The organism is Marinagarivorans cellulosilyticus, from assembly GCF_021655555.1.
Taxonomy (GTDB): Bacteria; Pseudomonadota; Gammaproteobacteria; order Pseudomonadales; family Cellvibrionaceae; genus Marinagarivorans; species Marinagarivorans cellulosilyticus.
Map to the genome: position 1 here is coordinate 2,951,314 of NZ_AP023086.1, position 19,931 is coordinate 2,971,244.

The following is a 19,931-nucleotide window of genomic DNA, read 5'->3' on the forward strand; positions in this document are numbered from 1 at the left end:
TAAGGAATGGGGCGTTGAGCGACTTGGCGGTTGCTCGATAAATCAAACGATAATAATAGGCATGCCCCCCCTTTAAGTCTAGGGCTACGTGCTGTCGCGAATTTAGATGTAATGGTGAGCATAGCCGCATGGCGAGTTTCGAAAACTTACTAAAAATGTATTTATCTGGAGAGCGAAGCTTTTTAGATGTTGTTGAGTACTGGGCGAATAAGAACCCGGGTAATAAAGCGCTATCGGCTATAGATGGTGAGCTGAGCTACGCAGCGCTAATGTTAAGAGTTAACATGATCTCCCAGCGTTTAACTGAGTTCGGTATTTCAAAGAGTGATCTTGTTGCTGTTAGTGTAGATAGAACAGTTAATTTATTGCCTTTATTGCTTGGTATTTGGTCGGTAGGAGCGGCTTACGTGCCTGTCGATCCATCCTACCCTTATAATCGCAGGAAATACATTATCAAGGATTCCTGTGTCAGACTGATAGTTTGTGATGATATCAGCGAAAGCTTTGATGGGGTTGCAAGTATTAAATTGCTTGATCTTGTGGGAGGTGCAGATGCTGGTGATCTGCCTTGCAGGGTTAATGACACACAGACGCTAGCCTATCTTATTTACACTTCTGGCTCTACGGGGGAGCCCAAAGGGGTGATGGTTTCTTGTGGCAATGTCGCTAACTTTTTAACCTCTATGCGAGTTCAGCCTGGAATGACAGCAACAGACCGCTTGCTGGCCACAACAACGATTTCTTTTGATATTCATGTTCTCGAGTTATTTCTGCCGCTGTTAACGGGTGGTCAGGTGATTATCGCATCGTCTACAGAAGTGCGTTCATTGGTGGATATTCAGCGTTTAATCGACGATTGTTACATTACGGTTATGCAGGCGACGCCAGCAACGTGGCGGTTGGTGCTTTCGGGTGATTGGAGCCCTGCGTTACCGCTTAAAATATTAGTAGGCGGGGAAGCTTTTCCCAGTGATTTACTACCGCGGATGCTCGCTTGCGGTGATGATGTTTGGAATATGTACGGCCCTACCGAAACAACGGTGTGGTCTACTTGCCATAAGGTATCGGACTCGGATGCCGTGCCGTGCATAGGGTTGCCGATTCAAAACACGGTCACTTTTATTGTGGATTCGAATAATAATTTGGTTCCGCGTGGTGAATCCGGCGAGCTACTGATTGGCGGCGAGGGTGTGACTTTAGGATATAGGGGGAAACAGGCGTTAACTCAAGAAAGGTTTATTTCCCTGCCAGATTTGTCCGATGGCGTGCTTTACCGTACAGGTGATTTAGTTAAGGCGGATCAGCAGGGTTGCTTACATTATATTAACCGCCTAGACAATCAAATAAAGATTCGCGGCTTTCGGATTGAACCTGGAGATATAGAGGGGGCGCTTGGTCAATATAAAGAGCTTGAGTGTGCTGTTGTTGTTGTCTGCACTCTATCTGTTGGTGATGAGCGCTTAGTGGCCTTCTACACGGGGGCAGCACTCGATTCGCAGGCGCTTCGTAAGCACTGCGGTCAATTATTGCCAGCGCACATGGTTCCCCAGCATTTTATTTATTTAAAAGAGTTTCCTAAAACAGATAATCAAAAAATAAATCGTAAAGCCCTTCAATTGCAAGGTGCTGATTATCTTCATGAGGGTGTATATGCCGAAAGTGACGTTAATGGGGCGGCCCGAGATGACAGGGATAGAAGTGTTATTGCTGTATGGGAAATCGCCTTAGGCGTTGGTGGCATTGGGATCGACGACGATTTCTTCGATTTAGGGGGGCATTCGCTGTTAGCCTTCCCTGTTGTTGAAGCAATGAGTAAGGCCACTGGATTGTCATATGCGCCAAGTGATTTATTCGAGCGCCCAACGGTTAGGTCTATATTGAATGAGGTTAATGGTCCTCAAGGAGCTGCGAGCGTCGTTAAATTAAATAAAGGTCGTGATGACGCGACTCCAATCTTTTGCTTGTGTGGCGTTAATATTTATTTGGAATTAGCGACTAAATTTGAAAGCAACCCTGTATACGGTATGTTTGCGCAGCAAGAGATAGCTTTAATCGGCGCAGCGAATAGTGACGCCACCATCCAGGTTTCAATTCCTGCATTAGTTGAGGCTTATGTCGATGCAATATTGCGGCAGCGAGAGTTTGGTGAGGTTATTTTAGTGGGGTTATCTTTTGGCGGTATATTATCCGTGGAGGTAGCGAAAGCATTGGAGGCTAAAGGTGTCGAGGTTAAGGCAACTATTATGCTCGATGCTTATTTACCGGGTTGTGCTCAGAGAACCCTAAGGAAAACTCTTATCGATGCCTGCTTTCGAGTAAAAACTAGAGGTGTGATGGCCTCATTAAGAGGAGCTTACAAAAGATGTTGTCGTTGGTTAGGGAAGCAAAGCATAGCTCCTTACGTCATTAGTCTGGAGGTTAATGAGCTGGCGAGGGAGCGGATGTTTGATCAAATCTCCTATGGCTATAGATGCCAGGCTAGGTCGTTTTCTGGCGACGTTCTGCTTATAAAAGCGACGCGCACCGATTTTGGTTTAGGGTTTCAAGCTAGTGAAGACTATGATTGGAATGGGTTGATTAGTGGTGAGGTGGCGATTTGTAGTGTGGATGCTGATCATACTGGCATGATGAAGGGGGAGGCAATTGACTCTGTGTATTGTCATATTAAAGAGTATTTAGATCAAAGGCGTTGATGTGACTGGCATTAAAATTTCTTGCGTGTGCTATTCCGGGCTAGAAGGGTTTAACCATTTATACCAAGAATGGTTTGATTTGGCGACGTCAAAGGCGACACATTTTTTGCACTTTCCTGGCTGGTATCAAGCTGGACTTGAAAGGCTCGATAGTTCTAAAAAAGTTTTTTTCGTTGCGATTTACTCTTCAGCTGGCCTTGTTGCAGTCCTTCCTTTGGAGCTTGTTTGTCAGCGTATTCGATCAATTGAAGTGCCTTTGCTGCAATTATTTTACCCCAATGAAATGGGCGTTAATGATATTTTTACTACGATCGATCTTAATCCAAAACTACAAGAGATAACGCAGTTTTTGCGCCGTGAGTTACCTTTCTTTGCGTTGATTAAATGGCAGTGTATCAGTGAGGATCGAGGGGCTGCTTTAGGTATGCCTGTTCGGCTTTCTCATAGTTCTAAATATTTGGATTTTTCTGCAGGTGCAGATGAGTTTTGGGGTGGGTATAGTAAAAAATTTGTTAAAGGGTTGTTGAAAAAAGCGAGGAAAGCAGAGCAGCTAGGTAATCTTAGGCTTGAGTGCGCAAGAGATACTGAAGCTCTAGAGGCTGCATTTTCAATATTCTTAGGTGTTGAAGACTCTGGCTGGAAGGGCGAGAAGGGTACAAGCATCATCAAGCAGCCAGAGAAGTTGGCGTATTACAAAACACTTTTATCTGAATATGGTAAAGCTCGAAGCTGTCAGATCAACGTGCTTTGGGTGGGTGAACAGCCTATTGCCGCCCAATTTGGCATTGTCGCTGGAGATACGCTGCATTTATTGAAAATTGGTTTTGATGAGCAATTCTCAGATGTTAGTCCTGGCTATTTAATTCTTGAACGACTAGTTAATCACTTGGCCGGCGAAGGTTCAATTAATCGAATTAGCTTCGTTACAGGGGTAGGTTGGATTGACCGCTGGAAGCCTTCGGGGGTCAATATTGGTGTATTTTATTCTGATAATGGTTCTTGGTGGAGCAAAAGTATTATACGTTTAATCTATTCTAGGTTGGTGCAGAGGTTTCTTGCGAAGCAACGACGCTAGCAAGTTTTTCCGAGGCGTGATTTCCCGCCTCGAAGGGAAGAGGCGTACTCTGTTTGTAAATAATAGACATTTCAGTTCTTTTTAATGCCAATCAGCGTTTCTATATTCTTGATGATTTGGTTCGCACCAACGACGGAAAGGTGGTCCTTGTCGTAGTAGTACGATTGTGTTTGTGTGCCAACTAAGCAGCTGTCTCCACAAAATGTATCTGTTAAGTCTGCAATTTCAAGGTTAGGGTATTTCTTTTGGGTTAATTGAAAAAGATTTGTTACATAGCCTTGCATTGCTTGATGCTCAGTTTTCCGCACGGACATGGCATTGAGGGCTGTTACTACATTAAGGCTATTGTAAGCCTTGTAGTAGATTTCCTCTGGGATAAATTTTTGTTGGGGAACTTGTTGAAGCAGGGTAACTTTCGTCCCAATGCTTGCGTAAGCTTCTATTGTCTCTATTAGCCCCCGCTCAAAGGCTTTTATTGAGTTTTCCTGATTTTTTGTTGTATCTTTAGTTGTGCCAATGTAGGAAAACTGATCTCCGCCATACCCCCCCACGGTGTAATAAGACCATCTGGCAACGAGAATAACCTGCGGTATCTTGTTGTCTCGAACATATTCCCAGACCCGCTTATTTAATTGGAAGCAATTTCTTTCTTGTTGGTCTGGGCGAAGTGCATGGACGCCAAGAAAGGGTGTGCATTGGCGGATGCCGGCGTAAAAACCTGTGGTATTGGTGTTTTCTGCCGCTTGCTTAAATGCACCATAAGTGACCAGTAAGTGGCTGTCGCCGAATACCATGAAGTCTATGGTTTTGGCTGTTTCTTTTTTTCCAATAATGCAGCCCCATTTTTCCGAGATATGCGGAGTGGGGAGATCAAAGCATTCGTATGCGTTAAGCCCGCGCCTAAAGGATTTTGTGAGTTCGGCTGGAATGTCAAAACGTTCTGGTAGGCCTTCTTTTTTGTGTCCTAGCAGCCCTAAACCAATAAATAATAAGATAAAAGGCGTGCAGCACATTAGCAGGGTATTCCTTGATATAAGAAACTTCCCGTTAATAGAGCGGCGAAAAGGCCTTTCGACCCATCTCCATGTAACCGCGGCGAGAACAAAAGATAATAGTGCTAGGCTAATCATTAGAAGTATAGGCGGCTGCGTGAGCAGTTTAACTCTAGCAAAAGCAAGTAAGGGTTGATGCCACAGATATGCGCTGTAACTCACCAGGCCAATGCCGACAAATAGTTTTAGCGATAAGACTTTTGCTACCCACGTGCTGCTTGAAAACAGGATGATAAGGCAAGTACCTAGTACTGGAATAAGTGTGAAATATGAGGGGAAGGGCAGGTCTTCATGTAAGAGAAAAAATGATGCCAAAATCAAAAATAGCCCTAGGCTAGAAAGATGCTTATTGGATATTGGCTCGCGATTAAATAGAAAAAATGCGACGAGCGACCCGGCTAATAATTCCCATGCTCGAGTTGGTAGTATGTAAAAACTGGCTGAAGGCATATGGCGAGAAAGCCACTGAGCAAAAATAAAGCTCGCCAGTGCAATAAATGCAATAAGGTAACTAATGTTTCGCCGGCCTAAACGCCAAGCAATAAGGATAAAAAGCGGGAATAAAATATAGTATTGCTCTTCAACCGCTAAGCTCCAAGTATGCAGTAGCGGTTTTTCATCTGCTTCGGCAGAGAAATATCCGCTTTGCTTCCAAAATAAAAAATTTGATATAAAAAAAGTGACTGCAATAAGGCTTTGAGAAAAATCTTTGTGTTGTGATGGCACCATCCAAAGCCAGGCGAGCGGTAAACAGCAGAGCATGACTAAGAATAGGGCTGGCAGGATTCGGCGCGCACGCCTCTCATAAAATGTCAGTAGGGAAAAGTTATCTTGCGCGCGCTGTTCTAGTATAATGCTTGTAATTAAATAACCGCTAATGACAAAGAATATATCTACACCAACAAATCCCCCGCTCAGCCACGATAGGCCCGCGTGAAAAAAAATAACAGGGATGACGGCGAGAGCTCTTAACCCATCAATTTCTCTTCGGTATTGCATGTGTAGAATGGTCCAAATTGGGATGCTGGTGGTTGTATTGTTGGCTGCAAAAGTTGTGTAGGCTAATAGTTGTATAGGCTAATAAGGGCCTGTGATTATCCAATGTCTGGGCTGCAATTACGCTATAGACGTTTGGCTGCGCGTTTTGGCATATTAAGTAATTACCCTTTAGTTACCGCGCCGGATTGAAGTGTAACTTATAACGCTAGAGCTTAAGCTGTAATGGTTTTTATAGTGTGAACGGTTGTAAGCACGATTTATACCATGATTGTGCAGGTTGGAGTGGGTAAATGCCAATTTACTTCGTATGTAGGTCTGTATTATGTAGTCAGGCCATTTTTCCTGCATATAGAGGCACTAAATTTTTAGCAAAAGTTATTTTTTGTAAACTACCTCGACAATCGACAACGCTTGTAGAGTTCTGTAATTTGCGTTTTCTAAAATGCTATCTTGCCGCGCCGGATATAGTAAAACGAAAGACTAGGTAAAAATATATATGTTTAATAAACAAGTAGGTGCGTGTTGCTTATCCATGGTTTTGGCTTGTGCTACCCACGCCAGTGAGTTTGTTGTCACTGCAGAGCTCGATATAGAGGCCGTTGATAACCCTACTAATGAGTCGGAAAATGAGCTAAAAATTAAGGAAAACCAATCGACGGCGTCAGTGGTGCTTGATGGTGAGTTGATTGGCCGTTACGCGCGTTTTATCTCCGATGCTTCTTATGAGGTGCGCCGTTATTCGAAGCAAAAAGATCAAAATCACGACTTGTTTTTGGGTTCAGCCGAGCTAGAGCTTGGGGAAGACGGGGGGCGAGTTTTTGGACGAGTAGCCCATAGTGCTCAAGAGCAGCTTATTCTATTATCTTTGGGGGATACGCCTGATAACTTAGATCGCCGTCGTATTACGTCTGCAACTTTAGGGGCAAGGCTAGGCCGGCGGGGTGCAAACCGTTTTACAGTTTATGCTAATTTGGCTGAAATGCGGCTGGATACGACAACGGAGAATGACTCCAGTCGCGCAGGCGGCGGTTTATCGTATAGTCGGCAAGTGAGTCCATTGAGTACATTTGGTGTGGAGCTAAGTGGGTATACTTTGGATTACATCAATACTGATGACCCTTCTTTTGATTACCGCCGTGCTAGTTTGTCTTGGAATACTGAGCTGCGTAAGCTCAACTATGCCATTCAGGTTGGGCAAAACAGCATTGGCAGTGAGGAGGATGATAGTGCGCCATATTACGATCTAAGTTTAGAGTATGACAATTCGGTGCACCAAGTGTCCATGCTGTTTAGGCAGTGGTTAACAGATACCTCGCAAGGGTCCGAGAATGGCGATTTAGGTGATGTATCAGGCCCCGATGGCCGCTTAGGTGTTAATGATCAGTATAAGCGACGCGATGCGAGTGTAGAGTGGAAGTTTTCGTCACTTTGTGGTCGATGTACTACTGCTTTAGGTATCGGTGCTGAGCGGGAGGACTACCGTCGAGAAACACAGCTCGATTCGCAAGAGTCTTTTGCTCAAGTGCAGCTTTCCTACAAGGCCCGGCGCACGCTTAGTGTAGATCTCTCTTATGAATACCGTGATGTGAGCTTCTTGCTAGATACCGACGATTACGACCAAATAAGTGCCCGCGCAGGCTTGGCTTGGAGTGAAGTGTTTAAACATGGCAGGTTGATGTTTTATGTAGAGCGCAAGGAGCGTAAAGCGGCAGCATTAACAGGCTCTTATGATCAAGGGTTCATTGGCGTTTCTTTTGATTACCAGCTCTACCGGCGGTAAGTGCAAAGGGTTGGTAAAACAGCTAAAGCTTTGCGGTGATTGGTCGATAGTAAGGATATGAATCATCGCTGAAAGGGAGCTTGTCACTCTTATGAATAGTCAGTCCGCAATTAAGTCGTATGCTAAAGTTCAATATCGCAGTGATGTTGAGATCGCGTCGCCCCACCGGCTAATCGATATGTTATATCAGGGGGCAATTGATCGTGTGGTGCAGGCCAAGGGAGCCATGCAGTATGGTAATGCAGAGCTCAAGGGTAAAAAGATTAACAGTGCTGTGAGTATTATTGGCGGCCTCAGGGAAAGCCTCAATACGCATGATGGCGGTGAATTGGCCCATAATCTTGATAACCTTTACATCTATATACAGCGCGCATTGTCCAATGCGCATTTGAAAAACGACGAAAAGCTATTGGATGAAGTGGTTACGCTTTTATCTGACTTGCAAAGTACGTGGAAGCAAATAGGTTAAACTCTGTGTTACAGCCCCGAGCGTCGGGGGCTTACATTCCTTTGTGAGGCATGAATCGCCTCGTTATTTACATCTCTTTTTGTTTTTTGGCTAGCCTTGTCTAAAAAAGTGCTTCACGATAGCAGCTCTTTTTCTATTTTCTCGTGTATCGCAATGTCTTTGATTCACCACCCCCTTGGCTTTCACTTCGATAACTCTTTTGTGCGCCTAGGCGAGGCTTTTAGTAGACCGGTTATGCCTACTGCCGTTTCTGGCCCCAGTCTTATTGTGTTTAATGAAGCGTTGGCTTACCAGTTAGGTGGCAAACCTTATAGTGCAGACTATTTAAGCTGTTTTTCTGGCAATGCTTTGCCAGAGGGTGCAAAGCCTATATCGCAGGTGTATGCCGGGCATCAGTTTGGCAGCTTTAATCCACAGCTCGGTGATGGTCGAGCGGTACTTCTTGGGGAGGTATTATCACCAAGGGGTAAGCGGTTTGATCTTCAATTGAAGGGCGCTGGTATTACGCCATTTTCGCGGGGAGGGGATGGGCGCGCAGCCTTAGGCCCTGTACTTCGTGAGTATTTAATGAGTGAGGCCATGCATGCTTTGGGTGTACCGACCACGAGGGCATTGGCGGCTGTTACAACAGGTGAGCAGGTTTGGCGAGAGCGCGCCTTTCCTGGTGCAATTTTGACGCGCATAGCTTCAAGTCATATTCGAATAGGTACCTTTGAATATTTTGCGCGCAAAGGGGCGCGCAATGAGGTTAAGGTTCTGGCAGATCATGTCATCACTCGCCATTACCCCGAGTGCTTATCTGCTTCAAATCCTTATTTGGCCTTGTTTGATTGTGTTGCTGATGCGCAAGCGCAACTGGTGGCCAAATGGATGAGTCTTGGCTTTGTGCACGGTGTTATGAATACCGACAATGCCAGTATCTGTGGGCAGACCATTGATTATGGACCATGCGCGTTTGTTGATGCTTTCAGTGAAAGTGCATCGTTCAGCTCTATTGATACAGGCGGGCGCTATGCATATGGTCGCCAAGGATCGATTATTCAATGGAATTTGGCGCGTTTTGCCGAATGTTTACTGTATTTATTCGATGATGATATTAATCGCGCTGTGAGCCTAGCTGAACGAAGATTGGCGGATTTCCCCGCGTTATTTGATCGCTATTGGTATGCATTAATGTCGGATAAGCTAGGGTTGTCTAAAGGTGCACCTGATGCGACCACCGACCTTTGTGCGAATTTAGTCAAAGATTTACTGATGTTAATGGAGCGCGGTAGTGCCGATTTCACGCTGAGCTTCAGGTGTCTAAGTCTTGGTTTAAAAAGTGGTGATTTTACACCGTTTGAAGCGTTATTTTCCGATCTTGAGGTTGTAGAAGTTCGGCATTGGGTCGTTCGCTGGAAAGAAGCGTTATTATTGATGGGCTTAGTTGATCGAGAGATTGCTGAGAATATGCTAAACGTGAATCCGAGTATTATTCCGAGAAATCATCAGGTTGAAAAGGCGTTGGCAGAAGCGTTAGAAGCTTATGATTCCAAATCGGATGAGCAGGTATTTCCGTATTTTAACAAGATGATTAAAGCGCTTAACACGCCTTATTGCATAGAGCATGATGGTGGTTTGTTGGCGGCTTCGCCACTAAATGGTGGCGCGGGATATCGAACCTTTTGCGGTACTTAGGGGGTGCTTAGGTTTAGCTTGCAATCTTGCGGTTAAACCGTTTCGTCTAAAGAGACGTCAGGGAAGGGTAAATTAGCAACGACGCAATTGCGGCCTTTATTTTTAGCTTGGTAAAGCGCTTTATCCGCGAGCATTACGAGGGCGCGTGAACTGAGTTCTTGGCTGTGCTCTGTTGCAGCCGAAACGCCAAGGCTTGCGCTTAAGGCTAATTGCCGCCCCTCAGGTAGTATTAGTGGGACATCAACAATTTGCTGCCTTAGCCTCCCAGCGACAGCAATAGCTGTGTTGACGGCGGTGCTAGGTAGTATGATTGCATATTCTTCACCGCCATAGCGGCATGCTATGTCCAGTCTTCTTAGTCCATGAATAACAGCGTTTGCTACATGCTGTATGGCGAGGTCACCTACTGGATGGCCGTAAAGATCATTGACTTGTTTAAAGTGGTCTATATCCAGCAGAATTAAGCTGGTGGGCTGCCCGCTTCTTCGGGTGCGCTCGAGCTCTTGATTGATTGCGTAGTTAAAGTGCCGCCTATTGTGTAACCCTGTTAGCTCGTCTCGATGTACTTCTTGCTCTAGTTTTTTAATGCGTGCATTCAGAAAAGCGACCTGCTGCTTAGTTTCTTCGCATTGATCCGCATTGGGGCATGTGTGGGTTATGGTTTCAGTCATTGTTCCCTCTGCATTTATTACTGTTAGAGCTTTAATTTTCAGAAGCTACTGTGGTGAGACTTCTTTGGCTATCGGGAATTGCTGACATTGACTCCACCAGCAAGGATGATCGGTATTGAACTCCATAAGCGCATCCCATTTTGGGGAGCTCTCCTGTTTCACGTGTTCAAGCGCCCCCCAGCTTCCCCATTTGCTTGAGCTACTTATGTCTACAAAGTGCATATGTAGCCCTCCGCCGTTGTTTTTCCATTCTGCTAGCATGGTGCTATAGGTATCTTTCATTCTAGGGTCTTTGTTGACTGCTTGATGAAAGACAATGGTGTCTTTATCGTCCTGAAGGGCTTTTCCATTAGCGGTTATATGCTGCCCCCCTTCATAGGCAACAAGAGAAAGATTGTATTCCTTTGCTACATTAGCCCAATATTTAACTGAGCTTGCAGTGGCTTCTTTTAGCCCTCGGTAGGCCTTTTGCTTTCGTTGCGTAGGGATAACTGAGCCTGTATTGATTTGCTGAAAGGCCATGTTAATACTGTTGGGGTGGTTAATTAGGTTTTTAAGGGGTTTGATTTGGTCAATGTTTTTTTTGCTTGGCCCGCTTAGCCCTGCGTCAAAATATGTTGTTATCGCCAGCGCATCTAGCCCATGTTTAAAGCAGGGAGCCTTTGCCCATAGTGGGCATTCTAATGCTGCTGAAGCTAAGCCTCTCCATCCAGTTTGAACGCCGAGTGTGCAAATAATTCGTTCGGGATTGTCTTTGAATGCTCCTTTTTTAAATGTATTACAAATTTCAGCTGTCCGCATCCCATGCCACTGCATAAAAGCATTCCCTTCTTTTTCCCATAGAGCTGCCCCTTGAGCGAGGGCATAGTGGGACTGCTTAAAGCTCCAGTTCCACACTTCGTTACTGTGCTCGATGTAGATAGGCAGTTCTGGGGATAGGTGGTGATGAAAAACTGAGGCAATATTTCCAGTAAAGACAGAGTCGGCCCAGTGCGGAATATTAATCCATGGAATGCTATTGAGTTTATTGCTTAAGAGTGATATCACTTCAAGGGGGACCCCATTCTTAGTCCAGCGCCTGTGTTTCATTTGGGGGCGTTGTCGCCATGTGTAGGGTTTTGAGTTGTTTGTTCTAAGCCAATCCATGTAACGTAGTGCTCTAAATTGACTGATTCTTTTTATCCAATCCGGATTGAATATTTCACCTTGCTGCCAGTGTGGCAGGTGCTCTACGGCAACAATCGAAATATTTGTGATGGGTTTTTTGGGGTTTACCCGTGTTACCTCGAGTAAGGCTGCACCCTTCTTTACGGTGATGTAGTCAACTCCTTGACGAGATTTCTCGGTGTTTTTTTTTGCGGCCCAGCGGTAGTCGATGATTCCATCACCTTCATAAAAAACCACATAATGCTGGTATAGCGGCGATTCGTTGGATGTTAAAAAAACTGTTCCAAGTGTTTGTCCTCGCTCAAGCTTCATGATCCAATCGTTCTCATCGGTGTGGATAGGCTTGGTGCTCTGCTTATTACGCCAATCTTTCCATTCGCGTGACTGTCTCATTAAATCTATGAAGGGTAGTTGGGTTGACCAGTCCGAAATTCCTTTTAATCCTATCCCCATGGATGGGTTGAGCACTTTATTTGAGGCGGTAGGTTTTGCTTGTTGTTCGGTAGGTTGAGCTAGGGTGGGGAGCGCAAGTGCCAAAACGAATAGTGCTAGAAAAACTAATGGCTGACGTGTGCTTGAAGAGCCGTTTTCGCTGTTTTGTTGCATTATTCGCACCTGCTGCTGTTGGGTGTGCTTTAGTTAATTAGCTGTTGTTTTGCGCAGCTAGGATAACCTCATTTTAAAATCTTGGTAAGAGAATGTCTTTACAGTTTCGAATTCACCCGTTTGGCTATTGGCCTTAATAATGGCGGGCAGGGGAATGCCGTTAAATGTTGTGTTTTTGACCATGGTGTAAATGGCCATGTCCTCGAACATCAAACGCTCTCCGATTTTTAAAGGCTGGTCAAAGCTGTAATCGCCAATCACATCACCCGATAAGCAGCTTGGGCCGCCTAGTCGATAGGTGTAGGGTTTTTCTGAAGCGTTACCTGCTCCAGTTATTTGGGGGCGATAGGGCATTTCCAACACGTCAGGCATGTGACAGGTTGCCGATGCATCGAGTATGGCCAGTTCCATATTATTGGTAAAAGTATCGAGTACCTCAGCAACAAAAATGCCAGCGTTTAATGCGATGGCTTCCCCCGGTTCTAAATACACCTGAACGTTATAAGCTTTGCTGAATGATTTTACGCGTTCTATTAGCGCGTCTACTTGGTAATCATCGCGGGTAATGTGGTGCCCTCCGCCAAAATTAATCCATTTCATTTGTGCCAAAAGGTGGCCAAAGCGCGATTCTACTGCATCAAGGGTGCGCGAAAGCGGAGCAAAGTCCTGCTCGCACAGGGTGTGAAAGTGCAGGCCGTCAATACCGGAAAGGTCTTGGTTTTCAAATTGGTGAAGCGGGATTCCCATGCGTGAACAAGGGGCGCATGGATCATAAATAGCGGTAGCGCCTTCTGAGTGCTCTGGGTTTATGCGTAAACCAAAGGATAGCTGTGGTCTTGCTTTTTGGGCTACCAGAGCTTGTGCTTTATATTGCTGCCACTGGTTGAACGAGTTAAAAACTACGTGATTTGAAAGTGCTAATACTTGTTCGATATCTTGTGGGCGGTAGGCGGCAGCATAGGTATGCACTTCACCGCCATATTCTTCACGCCCAAGTTGTGCTTCGTAAGGGCCACTGGCACAAGTGCCCGAGAGGTATTTCATTATAAGTGGGGCGACATCAAACATTGAAAAAGCTTTGAGCGCTAGAAGTACTTTAGCACCACTGCGGGCTTGTACATCGGCAAGTATTTGTAGGTTCTTTTCCAGTTGAACTTCATCGATGATGTAGCTAGGGCTGGGTACGCTGTGTATATCAAAATTTTCGAGGCTATGAGACACGCAAATATTCCGCGGAAGATATTGGTAGAAAAAAGCCGCTATTGTTAGCGGCTTTAGTAATTTGTTAGCTGGCTAGGCCGGTGTTTTTAAGCTCAACAACCGTCCAAGGTAGGCCGTAGCTGTTAAGGTCTTCCATAAAGGGGTCTGGGTCGAATTGTTCCATATTCCACACGCCGGCCTTCATCCATTTGCCTTCGAGCATCATCTTGGCGCCAATCATGGCGGGTACGCCAGTGGTGTAAGAGATGGCTTGCGATTGAACTTCTTCGTAGCAAGCTTCGTGATCGCAAATGTTGTAAATGTACATAATGCGTTCTTTGCCGTCTTTAATGCCTTTTGCAACACAGCCAATGCATGTTCTGCCTTTGGTTAGTGGCCCAAGGCTCGAGGGATCGGGCAAAACAGCTTTTAGAAATTGTAAGGGTACAATTTCTACACCGTTATATATGACGGGCTCTATGCCTGTCATGCCTACATTTTCGAGTACCTCTAGGTGTTTTAAATAAGCATCGCCGAATGTCATCCAGAAGCGTGCACGCTTAATTTCTGGGAAGTGCTTGGTAATGGATTCAAGCTCTTCATGGTACATCAGGTACATATTCTTGGGCCCGATCCCTTCGGGGAAGTCGTAGGTATCTTTAATGGATAATGGTGGGGTTTCCACCCATTGGCCATCTTGCCAGTAGCGTCCATTCGCCGTTACTTCGCGAATATTGATTTCTGGGTTGAAATTAGTAGCAAAGGGTTGCCCGTGGTCGCCGGCATTGCAATCAATAATATCTAACTCGTGGATCTCGTCAAAATAATGTTTTTTAAGATAGGCTGTATAAACATTGGTGACGCCTGGGTCAAAGCCGCTACCAAGCAAGGCCATAAGGCCTGCTTGCTCGAATTTATCTTGATATGCCCATTGCCAGCTATATTCAAACTTGGCTTCTTCTGGTGGTTCGTAGTTTGCTGTATCCATGTAGTGAATGCCGGCATTAAGGCAAGCATCCATTATGTGTAAATCTTGGTAGGGGAGGGCAACGTTAATGACTAAGCTAGGCTTTTCTTTTTCAAGTAGCGCTGTTAGCTCTGGGACATTGTCGGCATCCACTTGTGCTGTGCGAATAGGGCGTTTGAGTTGCGCGGCAATTTTTTTGCATTTGGCTTCGGTGCGGCTCGCTAAAATAATGTCGGTAAATACATCGGCCAGTTGTGCGCACTTGTGGGTAACAACACCGCCCACGCCACCGGCGCCAATAATTAAAACTTTGCTCATAAAATAAACCTCTGCTCGGTTCAGTGTTTAGTGTTTGGTTGAAGTTAGCGCTCGTAGTAGGTGTAGCCGCGCATGCTATCGCTAAAAGCATTCATAATTTTAAGGCGTTCTGCAGCGGTGATTTTCCCTTCGCGAACAGCAAGCTCGGCGTTGCGGCGGAAGCGGTCTTGCATTGTGCGCGGGTCATACTCCACGTAACTCAATACATCAGCAATGCTATCGCCTTCTATTTCATGAATAAATTCATAGTTGCCGTCGTCGTTAAACCGAATGCTCACAACGTTGGTATCACCAAAAAGGTTGTGTAAGTCGCCAAGGGTTTCTTGGTAGGCGCCAACTAAAAATGCACCGATGTAGTATTCCTCATCGGCTTTTTGTTCATGCAAGGCGATGGTTTTACGTGTACCTCTGCGGTCGGCAAAGCGATCTATTTTGCCGTCACAGTCACAAGTGATATCAGCAATAATTGCTTGTCTAGTCGGCTCTTCGTTTAGTCTGTGCAAGGGCATAACCGGGAAGACTTGGTCGATGGCCCACATGTCGGGTAGCGATTGAAACAGACTAAAGTTGCAATAATAAATATCGGATAACTGTTCTTTGAGCTTTTCAGCTTCATCTAATCCCCGGGGCATGTCATCGGCTATTGCAAGAATGCGCTGCATAACGGCAAGAAATAGGTTTTCAGCTAATGAGCGCGAGCGCAAATTAATTTGCCCACGCTTAAAAAGCTCACGTAGTTCATCGCGATAAAAAACGGCATCGTTGTAGCATTCTTGAATGTTGCGCTCGTTGGCGCTGCTAATTAAGTCCACCAAGTTGTGAATCATGGTGTTTTCGCTGGCGGGTATTTGCTCTGGAATTGTGCCGGGTTCGTAGGTTGCGACATCTAAAACGTTAAATACCAATAGCGACGAATAGGCCACGGTAGCGCGGCCCGATTCGGTCACAATTGTTGGGTGGGCGATGTTGAACGGGTCTAGCGTCGACATTAAAACGTCGACAATATCGGCGCAGTATTCATCAAGCGAATAGTTGCGCGAATGCACGTAGTTGGATTTTGAGCCATCGTAGTCAACGGCAAGGCCGCCACCTAAGTCAAGGTAACCCATACAGGCGCCTTCGCGCACTAGGTCCATATACACTTGGCAGGCTTCGAGCACGCCGGTGCGAATATCGCGAATATTCGGTATTTGCGAGCCTAAGTGATAATGCAGTAGCTGCAAGCAATCTAGCATATCTTCGGCTTTTAAATTATCGACCAGCTCTATCAATTGTGCTGTTGAAAGGCCAAAAATACTGCGGTCGCCGCTGGTTGCATTCCAGTGGCCGCCTACCATAGATGCAAGCTTAACGCGGGCGCCTATCATAGGCTTGATGCCCAATGCTCGGCTGCGTTCTAAGATTATCGGTAATTCAGAGGGTGTCTCAATTACGAAAAAGACTTTATAGCCCATGCTGCATGCTTGCAGGCCCAGGTCGATAAACTCTTGGTCTTTGTAGCCGTTGCACACAATACAAGCGTCGCGGTTTTCAAGGGTCGATAGAGCGATAATAAGTTCGGGCTTTGAGCCTGCTTCTAGGCCGTGATTGTAGGGCGCGCCAACTTGAGCAATTTCCTCAATAACATGGCACTGCTGGTTAACCTTAATAGGGAATACTCCGCGGTATTCGCCTTGGTAATTGCTATCTTTAATCGCTTTTCGAAAAGCTTCGTTTAGGCGCTTTATCTGTTGAGCGAGTAAGTCTTCAAAGCGGATAAGCACCGGCGCATCAAGGCCACGCTCACGCGATTGGCGTACGATATCGAGTACCGAAGCTTGCACTTTAACGTTGTTTTCTGTGGTGCTGGAAACGGCGACTTCGCCGTTTTCATCGATGGCGAAGTAACCTGCGCCCCACTCATTGATAGCATAAAGTTCTGCCGAATCGTCGGCAGACCAAAGCGGTCGAGATTTTGTATTCAATTCAAGGAAACCCTGTGTTGTGTGTCGAGCTGAACTGGTTAGTGAGGAAGTGCCTTATCGACACTTTTTGAGCTATTACTTAGTGAGCAATAGTGCCCAAAGCGACTGTGATCTATTGTTCTTTGCGGTGCTTGGGCGAGTGTTTGTTTACCACTGAAATCGGCGCGAACTATCGCAGATTTCTATAAAGTTGGCTACAGGAAAACAGTAATAACAAGACTTTTTTTCGCTTAAGTAAATAGCTTGCTGCGCACTGTTTCACGATACTGTTTTGGCGGTATGTGGTAGAGCTTTTTGAAGAGTCGGCTGAAGTGCTGTGGATCTTGGAAACCGGCGTGGTTGGCAACATCGGCAATGGATAGATTGCTCGTTTTTAGCAGGTCCTTTGCAATGCCCATGCGTTTGTTTTGCACATACTGCAATGGCGAGACGTTGAGCGCAGTTTTGAAGTGTCGATTAAGGCTGCGTACGCTCACGCTCAGCGAGCTGGCTAGCGCATTGATATTGAGTGCGGGCTGGCATTGATTTTGAATCGCGTTGAGCAGTTGCTCATCTAGCGTTGCCGTTGCTAGCGCGACTAACTCATTGGTGGTTGCAGGGTTAATAATATTCAGCCCGGCCTGCGTGAGAGGCTGCCTTATTTCGTGGAAGAAGTTGCGTTCTACCGCCTGCGCAATACGTAAGCCAAACCGTTCTTGAATAAAAAAAGCGGTTAGCTCAGCTAGTGCGTTAATGCTTGCCGTACAGAATATGCGTTCATGCCGAGTAATAAAGAGGTCTCTTTTAAGTTGTACATTAGGGTAACGGCGAGCGAATGCGTTAAAGAAGTGCCAGTGTGTTGTTGCGGGCTTGTGGTCGAGCACGCCTGTTTCGGCCAGTAAACATACACCAGTGCCCACCGCAGCAATGGTGTGATGTGGCGCAATGTCCTTTAGCCAGGCGCTAGTTTTTGCTTGTTGCTCGATGATGTTGACGGGGTTGCGCCAGAGCGCAGGTAAAAACACAAGGCTACCTGCGGCAAGCGGTTCGTCTAAGGCTGTAGCAGGGAGGGTTAACCCTGTGTGGGTCTCGACGGGAAGCCCTTGTTCACTGCGAAAGCTAATGGCTAGCGGAGCCTGCTTAGGCGATTTCACTTTGGCCATTTCCCATGCTGCACGCAGCATTTCTAGCGGTAAGGTCACGCTAGTTGCCAGCATGTTTGGGCATAATACAAAGGTTATTGATGTCATGAGGCGGTTGGCGGTTAATGCAAGAGTCGAGAGGGGTGGCTGGTTTGGCTAGAATGGTTATATTTGTGGCCATTATGACCTGTTGATGTAGGAGCTACAAGCATACACTTCGCGCGTTTAGTGAATTTTTAGGTAATGTTTGTGACTCGACTCCCAGTAATTACCGCCTTTGGCGGTTTCAACGCTGCTGGCCGCAGCTCTTTTCATCACGCGTATAAGCGTACTATTTTTGGCAGCCTAACCGAGGTCGAGCAGCGCAAAAACTGCTTTGCGTTGGCGAGCTTGATGGGCCTACTTAAGTGGCGAGACGGCGATTATCACTGGGCTGACGGCGGTCAGTACGATCCGGTGCACGATTATGCCAAGTTAAAGGTAGCGGTAGAGCGCGGTTCGTTAGTTCGAAAAATCGAGAGCAGCTATTTTGATGTTGAGTCGGTTAACTTCGGTAAAAAGATCACGCTAGCAGGTTCTGCTGAAACGCCAAATATTATTACTCTTGCAAAACGAGACCTACCGGAAGTATTACCCGAGGGGTGGAGTATTGTTGAAGAAAATGGTCGTGAAGTGACCTTAGCTATTGCTTCTGCTGTGCAGGCGCACGCATTACATACTAGCGCTATGCCGGTGCAAGCTGCGGGCCAGTTACCTTCTGGCTTCAATCCGGGTAGCCACTACCGCTCTTTGCATCATCCTAAAGGGCTGCAACTGTCGGTATTGGCTGCCAGTGATGCGGTGAACAGTCTTGGGATCTGCTGGCAGAAAGTGGTGGCCGCAGTGCGCCCGGATGAAGTCGCTGTATATAGCTCCAGTGTAATGAGCCAGCTAGATGGTACCGGGTTTGGCGGCATGATGCAGGCGCGCGGCCATGGCGTGCGAGTAACGTCAAAGCAGTTGGCGATGGGCTTGAATACCATGCCCGCAGACTTTGTTAATGCTTATGTGCTTGGCAGTATTGGTTCTACAGGCGGTGTTACCGGCGCTTGCGCCACTTTTTTGTATAACTTAAATGCAGCCGCCGAAGATATTAAGTCTGGTCGGCGCCGAGTTGTAATGGTAGGGAGTGCTGAAGCGCCTATCCTGCCCGAGGTTATTGATGGCTACAGTGCGATGAGTGCGCTTGCCACCGATGCAGAAATTGCGCGTTTGCCAGAAGGGGTGTTGGCTGACGGGACAATTGATTATCGCCGTGCGAGTCGTCCGTTTGGCGAAAACTGTGGCTTTACAATTGCTGAGTCTGGTCAGTATGTTTTGCTAATGGATGATGCGTTGGCATTGGAGCTTGGCGCCGATATTTATGCCGCTGTACCGGGGGTGTTTGTTCATGCTGATGGTTATAAAAAATCGATTTCGGCGCCAGGGCCTGGTAACTATTTAACGATGGCGCGTGCTGTAGGCTTGGCACAGCGTTTATTGGGCGATAAAGCAATTCGCTCTAGCAGTTTTGTGCAGGCTCACGGTTCGAGTACGCCGCAAAATCGAGTGACAGAGTCTCGTATTTTCGATGAGGTCGCGCGCCACTTTGGCATTGATCGCTGGCCTGTGGCTGCGGTCAAATCGTATGTTGGTCATTCTTTGGGGCCTGCCAGTGGTGATCAGATGATGAATACGCTTGGTGTTTTTGCACACGGTATTTTGCCGGGTATTAAGACGATTGATCATGTGGCGGATGATGTTCTTGCCAGCCGTTTGGGTATTTCTTGTGAGGATCAAGAGCTTGGGGTGAATAACGCGCAAGTGGCTTTCTTGAACTCCAAAGGTTTTGGTGGCAATAACGCAACGGCAACAGTTGTAGCACCGGCGACGGTCTCTCAGTGGTTGCAGCGTCGGCATGGTTCGGAAGCTTGGTCTGCGTATCAGGCTAAGCTGGAAAATACTCGCGCAGCAGCTGCCGTTTATGATGAATCTGCCTTAAAAGGCGATTTGAAGGCGATTTATAGCTTTGGTGAGCATCTCATTGATGAGGCTGCTTTAGAGTGGGGGGAAGGTGAAGTGAAGGTGCCCGGTTTTGAATTGCCCGTAAAGCTGGGTGACGATGCTAGCTTTGATGATTTGGCCGAGTAGCTT

The 19,931-nt window shown here is 46.4% G+C and carries 13 protein-coding genes; 6 read left to right on the plus strand and 7 right to left on the minus strand.

Going from position 1 to position 19,931, the window contains the following annotated elements; translation table 11 throughout:
- Positions 1 to 128: 128 nt before the first annotated feature.
- Together MARGE09_RS11815 and MARGE09_RS11820 are read left to right on the plus strand one after the other, a co-directional pair.
- On the plus strand, positions 129 to 2,693 hold the full coding sequence (locus MARGE09_RS11815; RefSeq protein ID WP_236982148.1) for an amino acid adenylation domain-containing protein: 2,565 nt from the start codon (positions 129 to 131) through the stop codon (positions 2,691 to 2,693).
- A 1-nt stretch (position 2,694) separates the two neighbouring features.
- Positions 2,695 to 3,768 carry a GNAT family N-acetyltransferase gene (locus MARGE09_RS11820; protein WP_236982150.1) on the plus strand — a complete coding sequence of 358 codons (1,074 nt, stop codon included), beginning with the start codon at positions 2,695 to 2,697 and terminating at the stop codon, positions 3,766 to 3,768.
- Positions 3,769 to 3,839: 71 nt separating this feature from the next.
- Here MARGE09_RS11820 and MARGE09_RS11825 read toward each other — a convergent pair whose 3' ends face one another.
- Positions 3,840 to 5,819, minus strand: coding sequence for an acyltransferase family protein (locus MARGE09_RS11825; RefSeq protein ID WP_236982152.1), 1,980 nt, complete (start codon positions 5,817 to 5,819; stop codon positions 3,840 to 3,842).
- A 496-nt stretch (positions 5,820 to 6,315) separates the two neighbouring features.
- Here MARGE09_RS11825 and MARGE09_RS11830 point away from each other — a divergent pair, with 496 nt between their 5' ends.
- The 3 genes from MARGE09_RS11830 (at position 6,316) to MARGE09_RS11840 (ending at position 9,745) form a co-directional block, all read left to right on the plus strand.
- Positions 6,316 to 7,599 carry a hypothetical protein gene (locus tag MARGE09_RS11830; RefSeq protein WP_236982154.1) on the plus strand — a complete coding sequence of 428 codons (1,284 nt, stop codon included), beginning with the start codon at positions 6,316 to 6,318 and terminating at the stop codon, positions 7,597 to 7,599.
- Positions 7,600 to 7,690: 91 nt separating this feature from the next.
- Positions 7,691 to 8,068, plus strand: coding sequence for a flagellar export chaperone FliS (gene fliS / locus MARGE09_RS11835; RefSeq protein WP_236982156.1), 378 nt, complete (start codon positions 7,691 to 7,693; stop codon positions 8,066 to 8,068).
- 96 nt (positions 8,069 to 8,164) lie between these two features.
- Positions 8,165 to 9,745: a protein adenylyltransferase SelO gene (locus MARGE09_RS11840; protein ID WP_236982158.1), complete on the plus strand. Its 1,581-nt coding sequence runs from the start codon at positions 8,165 to 8,167 to the stop codon at positions 9,743 to 9,745.
- A gap of 32 nt (positions 9,746 to 9,777) precedes the next feature.
- Here MARGE09_RS11840 and MARGE09_RS11845 read toward each other — a convergent pair whose 3' ends face one another.
- From MARGE09_RS11845 to MARGE09_RS11870, 6 genes are all read right to left on the minus strand, one after another.
- Entirely contained in the window at positions 9,778 to 10,416 is a 639-nt protein-coding gene (locus tag MARGE09_RS11845; protein WP_236982160.1) for a GGDEF domain-containing protein, read from the minus strand.
- Positions 10,417 to 10,461: 45 nt separating this feature from the next.
- Positions 10,462 to 12,189 carry a hypothetical protein gene (locus MARGE09_RS11850; RefSeq protein WP_236982162.1) on the minus strand — a complete coding sequence of 576 codons (1,728 nt, stop codon included), beginning with the start codon at positions 12,187 to 12,189 and terminating at the stop codon, positions 10,462 to 10,464.
- 57 nt (positions 12,190 to 12,246) lie between these two features.
- The gene (nspC, locus tag MARGE09_RS11855) at positions 12,247 to 13,410 is read right to left on the minus strand and encodes a carboxynorspermidine decarboxylase (protein WP_236982163.1); all 1,164 of its coding nucleotides are present in this window, start codon (positions 13,408 to 13,410) and stop codon (positions 12,247 to 12,249) included.
- Positions 13,411 to 13,474: 64 nt separating this feature from the next.
- On the minus strand, positions 13,475 to 14,674 hold the full coding sequence (locus MARGE09_RS11860) for a saccharopine dehydrogenase family protein (protein ID WP_236982164.1): 1,200 nt from the start codon (positions 14,672 to 14,674) through the stop codon (positions 13,475 to 13,477).
- Positions 14,675 to 14,718: 44 nt separating this feature from the next.
- Positions 14,719 to 16,638, minus strand: a complete 1,920-nt coding sequence (gene speA / locus MARGE09_RS11865) for a biosynthetic arginine decarboxylase (RefSeq protein ID WP_236982165.1) — start codon at positions 16,636 to 16,638, stop codon at positions 14,719 to 14,721.
- Between the two features lie 230 nt (positions 16,639 to 16,868).
- Positions 16,869 to 17,867 carry a GlxA family transcriptional regulator gene (locus MARGE09_RS11870; RefSeq protein ID WP_236982166.1) on the minus strand — a complete coding sequence of 333 codons (999 nt, stop codon included), beginning with the start codon at positions 17,865 to 17,867 and terminating at the stop codon, positions 16,869 to 16,871.
- Between the two features lie 135 nt (positions 17,868 to 18,002).
- On the opposite strand from MARGE09_RS11870, the gene MARGE09_RS11875 reads away from it, so the two are divergent.
- Positions 18,003 to 19,928 carry a beta-ketoacyl synthase gene (locus MARGE09_RS11875; protein ID WP_275068719.1) on the plus strand — a complete coding sequence of 642 codons (1,926 nt, stop codon included), beginning with the start codon at positions 18,003 to 18,005 and terminating at the stop codon, positions 19,926 to 19,928.
- Positions 19,929 to 19,931 lie beyond the last annotated feature (3 nt).

Coding starts and splice junctions, on each gene's coding strand:
- MARGE09_RS11845 (WP_236982160.1), bottom strand. CDS start 10,416: ATGACTGAAACCATAACCCACACATGCCCCAATGCGGATCAATGCGAA.
- MARGE09_RS11825 (WP_236982152.1), bottom strand. CDS start 5,819: ATGCAATACCGAAGAGAAATTGATGGGTTAAGAGCTCTCGCCGTCATC.
- MARGE09_RS11875 (WP_275068719.1), top strand. CDS start 18,003: ATGTTTGTGACTCGACTCCCAGTAATTACCGCCTTTGGCGGTTTCAAC.
- MARGE09_RS11815 (WP_236982148.1), top strand. CDS start 129: ATGGCGAGTTTCGAAAACTTACTAAAAATGTATTTATCTGGAGAGCGA.
- MARGE09_RS11860 (WP_236982164.1), bottom strand. CDS start 14,674: ATGAGCAAAGTTTTAATTATTGGCGCCGGTGGCGTGGGCGGTGTTGTT.
- MARGE09_RS11830 (WP_236982154.1), top strand. CDS start 6,316: ATGTTTAATAAACAAGTAGGTGCGTGTTGCTTATCCATGGTTTTGGCT.
- MARGE09_RS11850 (WP_236982162.1), bottom strand. CDS start 12,189: ATGCAACAAAACAGCGAAAACGGCTCTTCAAGCACACGTCAGCCATTA.
- MARGE09_RS11870 (WP_236982166.1), bottom strand. CDS start 17,867: ATGACATCAATAACCTTTGTATTATGCCCAAACATGCTGGCAACTAGC.
- fliS (WP_236982156.1), top strand. CDS start 7,691: ATGAATAGTCAGTCCGCAATTAAGTCGTATGCTAAAGTTCAATATCGC.